Origin of the sequence: Nocardia farcinica (genome assembly GCF_029867845.1) — a bacterium.
Taxonomy (GTDB): Bacteria; Actinomycetota; Actinomycetes; order Mycobacteriales; family Mycobacteriaceae; genus Nocardia; species Nocardia farcinica_A.
In genome coordinates this window covers 1-7,332 of record NZ_JARWRU010000589.1, presented here as the reverse complement: position 1 = coordinate 7,332, position 7,332 = coordinate 1, and the positions used below count along the sequence as shown (strand labels likewise).

Annotated in this window: 4 protein-coding genes and 1 pseudogene; 3 read left to right on the top strand and 2 right to left on the bottom strand. The window is 74.3% G+C overall.

The window, feature by feature from the left end; all coding sequences use genetic code 11:
* Nucleotides 1–120: 120 nt before the first annotated feature.
* Nucleotides 121–3,642, top strand: a pseudogene (locus QH283_RS12870) (Pls/PosA family non-ribosomal peptide synthetase); the annotation flags it as partial.
* Nucleotides 3,642–5,012: a M1 family metallopeptidase gene (locus QH283_RS12865; protein WP_280503236.1), complete on the top strand. Its 1,371-nt coding sequence runs from the start codon at nucleotides 3,642–3,644 to the stop codon at nucleotides 5,010–5,012. The pseudogene QH283_RS12870 and the gene QH283_RS12865, both read left to right, overlap by 1 nt.
* Before the next feature lie 23 nt (nucleotides 5,013–5,035).
* Here QH283_RS12865 and QH283_RS12860 read toward each other — a convergent pair whose 3' ends face one another.
* Together QH283_RS12860 and QH283_RS12855 are read right to left on the bottom strand one after the other, a co-directional pair.
* On the bottom strand, nucleotides 5,036–5,299 hold the full coding sequence (locus QH283_RS12860) for a hypothetical protein (RefSeq protein ID WP_414689690.1): 264 nt from the start codon (nucleotides 5,297–5,299) through the stop codon (nucleotides 5,036–5,038).
* Nucleotides 5,300–5,331: 32 nt separating this feature from the next.
* Nucleotides 5,332–5,868 carry a DUF2752 domain-containing protein gene (locus tag QH283_RS12855; protein WP_280503235.1) on the bottom strand — a complete coding sequence of 179 codons (537 nt, stop codon included), beginning with the start codon at nucleotides 5,866–5,868 and terminating at the stop codon, nucleotides 5,332–5,334.
* A gap of 189 nt (nucleotides 5,869–6,057) precedes the next feature.
* On the opposite strand from QH283_RS12855, the gene QH283_RS12850 reads away from it, so the two are divergent.
* The gene (locus tag QH283_RS12850) at nucleotides 6,058–7,128 is read left to right on the top strand and encodes an alpha/beta fold hydrolase (RefSeq protein WP_280503234.1); all 1,071 of its coding nucleotides are present in this window, start codon (nucleotides 6,058–6,060) and stop codon (nucleotides 7,126–7,128) included.
* Nucleotides 7,129–7,332 lie beyond the last annotated feature (204 nt).

The following is a 7,332-nucleotide window of genomic DNA, read 5'->3' as shown; positions in this document are numbered from 1 at the left end:
GGGTGGCGGCCACGCCCGTCGGGGTGCCCGGCGAGCCGGAGGTGAATATGATACAGGCGTGCGCGGACCGGGCCGGGCGCCCGGCCCCCCCCGCCGCGGGGGCCCGCCCGGCGCCCCCCGCCCGCCGGCCCCCGCCGCGCTCCCGCCGCGGGCGGCGCCCGCCGCCCCGCCCCGCACGACGACGCCTGGATCATCTTCACCTCCGGCTCGACGGGCACCCCGAAGGGCGTGGCCGTCACCCATCGCAGCGCGGCCGCCTTCGTGGACGCCGAGTCCAGGCTGTTCCTGCGCGACGACCCACTCGGGCCAGGCGACCGGGTGCTCGCCGGGCTGTCGGTGGCCTTCGACGCCTCCTGCGAGGAGATGTGGCTGGCCTGGCGGCACGGGGCGTGTCTGGTGCCCGCGCCCCGCGCCCTGGTCCGCACCGGCGCGGATCTGGGTCCGTGGCTGGTGCGGCGGGCGATCAGTGTGGTCTCGACGGTGCCGACGCTGGCCGCGACCTGGCCGCCGGAGGCGCTGGAAGCGGTGCGGCTGTTGATCTTCGGCGGCGAGGCGGTGCCGCCGGAACTGGCCGAGCGGGTGGCGTGCGAGAGCGGGGGCGGGGAGCGGGAGATCTGGAACACCTACGGCCCCACCGAGGCGACCGTGGTGGCCTGCGCCGCACCGCTGACCGCCGGGGGGCCGGTGCGGATCGGCCTGCCGCTGGACGGCTGGGATCTCGCCGTGGTCGACGCGCGCGGCAGGCCGGTCGGCGCGGGCGAGACGGGCGAGCTGGTGATCGGCGGCGTTGGCCTGGCCCGCTATCTCGACCCCGCCAAGGACGCCGAGAAGTACGCGTCCGCACCGGAACTGGGCTGGCAGCGCGCCTATCGCAGCGGCGACCTCGTCCGCAACGAGGCCGACGGCCTGGTGTTCCTCGGCCGTGCCGACGACCAGATCAAACTGGGCGGCCGCCGCATCGAACTCGGCGAGATCGACGATGCCCTGCGGCATCTGCCCGGCGTCACCGCCGCCGCGGCTGCGATCCGCACCACCGGGGCGGGCAACAAGGTGCTCATCGGCTATCTCGCCGGGCCGGACGACGGCTACGACCTGCGCGCCGCCCGCGACCTGCTGACCCGGCGACTTCCCGCCCCGCTGGTCCCGCGGCTCGCCCTGGTCGAGGACATGCCGACCCGCACCTCAGGCAAGGTCGACCGCGACGCTCTGCCCTGGCCGCTACCGCGCAGCCGGAGCGAGGTCACCGAGGCGCTGTCGGAGACGGGCCGCTGGGTGGCCGAACGCTGGGAGGCGGTGCTCGGCGCGCGGGTCACCGGCCCCGGCGACGACTTCTTCGACCTCGGCGGCGGCTCGCTGGCGGCGGCCCAGCTGGTCACCGCGCTGCGCGAACGCCACCCGGCCGTCGCCGTCGCCGACCTCTACGACCACCCCCGTTTCGGGGCGCTGGCCGGCTTCCTTGAACAGTCCGCCCCCGCCGAGGCCGCGGAGGCCGCCGAGCCGCGCACGGTCGCGCCGACCCCACGACGCGCTCAGCTCGTCCAGGTGCTGGCGACCGTGCCGCTGACCACGCTCACCGGCCTGCAATGGTTCACCTGGCTGGTGGTGGCGGGCAACCTCGCCGCATGGGCGGGCGCGCTGCCCTGGCTGCCCCGGCTGTCGTGGTGGTGGACGCTGCCCGCGTTCCTGCTGTTCATCACCCCGCTCGGGCGGATGGCGCTGTGCGTGCTCGGGGCGCGGCTGCTGTTGCGTGGCGTGCGGCCGGGCCGCTACCCGCGCGGCGGGCCGACGCATCTGCGGCTGTGGGCCGCGGTGCGGCTGTCGGAGGCCTGCGGCGCGGAGAGTCTGTCCGGCGCGCCGTTCATGGCGGCCTTCGCGCGCGCCCTCGGCGCCAGGATCGGCAAGGGCGTCGATCTGCACACCCTGCCGCCGGTCACCGGCATGCTCACCCTCGGTGACGGGGCCTGCGTGGAACCGGAGGTGGACCTGGCCGGGTACTGGCTCGACGGCGATATCGTGCACATCGGCCCGATCGAGATCGGCGCGGGCGCCGTGGTCGGCTCGCGCTCGATCGTGTTGCCCGGCGCGACGATCGGCAAGGGCGCCGAGATCGCGCCGGGCTCGGCGGTCGCCGGGGCGGTCGATGGCGGTCGGGAGTGGGCGGGCTCGCCCGCGGTGAAGGTCGGCAAGGCCAGGCGGCGCTGGCCGGACCGGGCCCCGGCCCGCGCCAGGCACTGGGTCGTGGTGTTCGCCCTGACATCGATGGGGCTGGCGGCGCTGCCGGTGCTCGCGTTGCCGGCGGGCGCGGCCTGGCTGGTCTGGTGCGTCCGCGGCACCACCACTCTCGGCGAGGCCGCGCTCGGCGCGTACGCCGCGCTGCCGCCCGCGGTGCTCGTGGCCCTCGGCGCCTACGCGGGCGCGACCGTCGTGCTGGTGCGGCTGTTCTCGATCGGGCTGACCGAGGGACACCACCCGGTGCGCAGCCGGATCGGCTGGCAGGCGTGGGCCACCGAGCGGCTGCTCGACAGCGCGCGCACCTTCCTGTTCCCGCTCTACGCCAGTCTGCTCACCCCGGTCTGGCTGCGGCTGCTCGGCGCGAAGGTCGGCAAGGACGTGGAGGCCTCGACGGTGCTGCTGCTGCCGAAGTTCACCACCGTCGCCGACGGCGCCTTCCTCGCCGACGACACCATGATCGCCGGCTACGAACTCGGCGGCGGCTGGCTGCGCGTCGGCCCGGCCAAGGTCGGCAAGCGCGCCTTCCTGGGCAATTCCGGGATGACCGCGCCAGGCCGCCGGGTGCCCAAGAACGGTCTGGTCGCGGTGCTCTCGGCCGCGCCGTCCAAGGCCGAGGCGGGTTCGTCGTGGGTGGGCTCCCCGCCGGTGCGGCTGCGCCGGGCCACCGAATCCGCCGACCCGCGCCGCACTTTCGCGCCCTCGCGCGGGTTGAAGGTGGCGCGCGCGATCGTGGAGACGTGCAGGCTCGTCCCGGTCGCGGTGACCTTCGCGATCGGCCTGGGCGTGCTGTTCACACTGGCCTGGCTCACGGCGGCCCTCGGGCCCGCGGTGGCCGCGCTGCTGAGCGGGCTGGTGCTGCTGGCGGCGGGCGCGGTGGCCGGGGCGAGCGCGGTGGCGGCCAAATGGCTTCTGGTCGGCCGTATCCGGCCGGGGGAACATCCGCTGTGGAGTTCGTTCGTGTGGCGCAACGAGGTCGCCGACACCTTCGTGGAGACCGTCGCCGCACCCTGGTTCGCCCGCGCCGCGACGGGAACTCCGGTGCTGACGCTGTGGCTGCGCGCGCTCGGCGCGCGGATCGGCCGCGGGGTATGGTGCGAGTCCTACTGGCTCCCGGAGGCTGACCTGGTGACACTCGGCGACGGTGCGACGGTGGAACGCGGGTGCGTGGTGCAGACCCACCTGTTCCACGACCGGGTCATGGCGGTGGACACCGTGGTGCTGGAACCCGGCGCCACGCTCGGCCCGCACTGTGTCGCCCTGCCTGCCGCCCGTCTCGGCGCCGGCGCGACGGTCGGGCCCGCCTCGCTGGTCATGCGGGGCGACAGCGTGCCCGCCTCGACCAGCTGGTGGGGCAACCCGATCGCGCCGTGGCGGCGTGCGCACCCGCGGCCCTCCGGTGGGGCGGCGTGATGCGAGCCGGGAAGGCGGCGGGGAAGTTCCACGACGACCCCATCGACGACTACCTGCCGCGCAACGGCAATCGCGGCTATCGGGTCTCGCGCTACGAGCTGGAGCTGACCTACAAGGTGGCGAGCAACCGGCTGGCCGGCCGGGCGGACATCACCGCCGTCACCACGGCGGTGCGCCCGCACTACGCGCTCGACCTCGCGCAGTCGCTGAGTGTGTCCAAGGTGCTGGTCAACGGCACGAAGGCGGCCCGCCACAGCCATCGCGGCGGCAAACTGGTGATCACCCCGCGGCAGCGCGTGCCGGCGGGCGGCGCGCTGGTGCTGACCGTGGCGTACGCGGGCACGCCGAAGCCGGTGCGCGGGCCGTGGGGCGAGGTCGGCTGGGAGGAGCTGACCGAGGGCGCGCTGGTGGCCGGCCAGCCCAACGGCGCGGCCTCCTGGTTTCCCTGCGACGACCACCCGAGCGCCAAGGCCAGCTATCGCATCGCCATCACCACCGACAGCCCCTATCACGCGCTGGCCAACGGCGAGCTGGTGCGCAAGCAGACCGGGGCGAGCCAGACCACCTGGGTCTACGAGCAGGCCGAGCCGATGGCGAGCTACCTGGCCACGATCCAGATCGGCCCCTACCGCAGGCACCGCCTCGGTCCGGCGGACGCGCCGGTGCCTGTGCGCGCGGTGCTCCCCCCGCGCCTGCGCGCCGCCTTCGACCACGACTTCGCCCGCCAGCAGCGCATGCTCGAGGTCTTCACCGAGGCGTTCGGCCCGTACCCCTTCCCCGCCTACACGGTGGTGGTCACCGACGACGAGCTGGAGATCCCGATCGAGGCGCAGGGCATCGCGATCTTCGGCGCCAACCACTGCGACGGCAGGCGCGGCTCGGAGCGGCTGGTCGCCCACGAGCTGGCGCACCAGTGGTTCGGCAACAGCCTCACCCTGCGGCAGTGGCGCGACATCTGGCTGCACGAGGGTTTCGCCTGCTACGCCGAATGGCTGTGGTCGGAGGCCTCCGGCGGCCCGAGCGCCGACCGGATGGCCCGCGCGGCCGGGCACAATCTGGCGCGCGAGCCACAGGACATCCTGCTCGGCGATCCCGGCCCGGCGCACATGTTCGACGACCGGATCTACAAGCGCGGCGCGCTGACCCTGCACGCGCTGCGCCTGGAACTCGGCGATCGCGCCTTCTTCGATCTGCTCCGCGAATGGACCCGCCGCTACCGGCACGCCTCGGTCGGCACCGAGGAGTTCACCGACCTGGCAGGCCATTACAGCAGGCTGCCGTTGCGCCCGCTGTTCGACGCCTGGCTCGGCGAGCGCGCGCTGCCGCAACTGCCGCCGCGCGGGGGCGCCGGGCTGCGCGAGTCCAGGTAGCGCCGGTTCGGGGGACGACCGGGTCAGAACACCAGGTAGCGCTCGGCCAGCTCCTCGACGAGGGGATCGTCGTCGTCCACGCTGTCGAGGGCGTCCAGATCCGCCTCGACGGCGATGCGGCGCGGATCGTCCGGCTCGCTGTCGAGCGGGCCGTCCTCGCGCAGCTGCCGCACCAGTTTCGCCCGCACCCGGTCCCGCAACGTGCCGGGCGCCTCGGCGAACTCGTGGCCGTCGATCGGCGGCTCGGCCACGGGCTCGTAGGGCCGGGAATCGGCGGAATCCCTCATGAGAGTCTTCACTTCCTCTCGTGGTCGCGGCGCTACACCGGCGTCAGCCAGGTCCCCCAGGCAGTGTTGCGCAGCACCGCGTAGACGGCGATGAACGCCAACAGCGACACGGTGACGGCGCGGTCGATGGCGGGCAGCCGTGGGCCCGCGCCGCGCCGGGCGCGGACCGCCCAGTCCACCACGAACCAGAAGAACAGCACGATCAGCGGCAACGCGAGCAGATTGCTGTGCAGCGAGTCGAGGATGCGGCCGTCGGTCAGGTTGTGCACCGCCCGCATGCCGCCGCAGCCGGGGCAGTACAGCCCGAACAGTCCCCAGGTCGGGCAGATGCCGTAGGAGCCCTCGACGTGCGGATCGCGGAAGTGCAGCAGGGCCAGGCCGCCGAGGCCGGCCGCGCCGGTCAGCAGCGGCAGGCTCATCGCCCGCCAGCCGCCCGCCGTCCAGCGGTCGCCGCCGGGGGACGCGAACGGGAGTCCCGCGGCCGCCCGCGGGTGCGGCGCCTGCGCGGGACTGCGATCGGACCCCCACGACTGCGGTTCCGGTGACGGGAATTCGACGGGGGGCTCCACGCCACCCACGGTAGCCGCGCGGGCGCGCCGGGCGCCACCGGAGAAATCGGACCCCACTCGGGAATTTCAACGGACCGATTATCGGGTGCCCCAGTATCGGAGGTCATGTTTTCCGTATCCGTGCGCTTGCACTAGCTAGCACCCCTGGTCGGGCGGTACCGTGACCCCAGACACAAAGGAGTGTGTGCCATGCTGGTGACGTCGATGAAGACCCTGGCGGGGGTGCGTGATGCCGAGCCGCTGACCGCTGCCTACCGTGCCGCGTTGCGTTCGCGGACGTACTCGACAGCCGCCCTGAACAAGCCGCGCACGCCGTCGGAGAAGACCTACGTCACCACCGTCGACGGCGCCCGCCTGCGGGTCCGCAGCTACGGCCCCGCCGATGGCGAGGTCATCGTGCTCATCCACGGCTGGAGCTGCTGCATCGAGTACTGGAACCCGCAGATCGACGCGCTGGCCGACCGTTTCCGCGTGGTCGCCTACGACCAGCGCGGGCACGGCGATTCCAGCCTCGGCCGGGTGGCGCCCAGCGATCAGACCCTCGCCGACGATCTGGCCGCCGTCCTCGACGCCACTCTCCCGCACGGCCGCCGCGCCGTGCTCGTCGGCCACAGCATGGGCGGCATCACCGTGCAGTCCTGGGCCCGCCGCTACTCCGATCAGGTCGCCGACCGGGTCGCCGCCGCCGTGCTGGTCAACACCGCCGCCCAGAACATCCGCACCGAGACCGATCTGATCCCGGTGCTGAACAAGCCGCTGACCGTCGGCAACCGCCCGCTCACCCTGCTCGGCCGCGACCTGCGCATGCCGCTGGTCATCGGCGAGACGCTGCTCTCGGCGCCGGTGCCGATGCCGGGCGGCCCGCTGCTGAGCCCGGCGGTGCTCGGCCCGCTGCTGCGCGGCCGGGTGGTCGGCCGCAACGCCACCGACGACGACATCGCCTTCGCGATGAACATCGTCCGCTCCTGCCGCCCGCTGACCCGCGGCCTGCACGCCGCCGCGCTGGCGGTCATGGACCTCGGCGACGCCGCCTACCACCTTACGGTGCCCACCACGGTCATCTCCGGCTCCGACGACAAGCTGCTGCCGGAGCGGATGAACCAGCCCATCGTCGAGGCCCTGCGCGCCACCGGCTCGCTGGCCGACTACCAGATCTGGCCCACCGGTCACCTGGCCAACGTGGAGCTGGCCGACCGGTTCAACGCCGAGCTGATCCGCATCGCCGCCGGGGCCACCGAGGTCCGCGCCGACGCGGTCTGACCGCTTTCGGCAGGGGCTGCTCCCCCTGCCGCCGACACCGGGCTGCCGCCGACACCGGGCCCGTGACCGCCGCGCATGCGAGACGGCCACGGCAGCCAGGGGCGAACTCCGGCGAACCGCCCCCCCCCCCCCGGGGGGGCGGGGGCCGGTACCCGGCCCCCCCCCCCGCCGGGGCCCCCGCCCCCCCAGCCCCCCGAACACCCC